This window comes from Halorubrum sp. SP3, assembly GCF_005435195.1.
GTDB classification, from domain to species: Archaea; Halobacteriota; Halobacteria; order Halobacteriales; family Haloferacaceae; genus Halorubrum; species Halorubrum sodomense.
The window spans coordinates 1-217 of sequence record NZ_SGTU01000788.1 but is presented as its reverse complement, the minus strand read 5'-3'; the positions used below and the strand labels follow the sequence as shown (position 1 = coordinate 217).

The 217-nt window shown below is 45.2% G+C and carries 1 pseudogene; it reads left to right on the top strand.

Annotation, left to right across the window (positions count from 1 at the left end):
• A pseudogene (locus EXE42_RS20095) lies at positions 1 to 217 on the top strand (hypothetical protein); the annotation flags it as partial.

Genomic DNA, 217 nt, shown 5'->3' with positions numbered 1-217 from the left:
GTCAAAATGATGAAACTGTACGGTATTTTTACGTTACTAACACAACACTAACCCAGGTCAATACAGACGTTGGGCAGGCTATTGTGTGTACAGATGTAACCAGCGCCGAGCAGCAGCACCGAGAGCTCAAACGGAAAAATGAGCAACTTGAGTATAAAAATGAGCAACTCGACAACTTTGCCAACGCGATAACACACGAGCTACGGAATACGCTCAC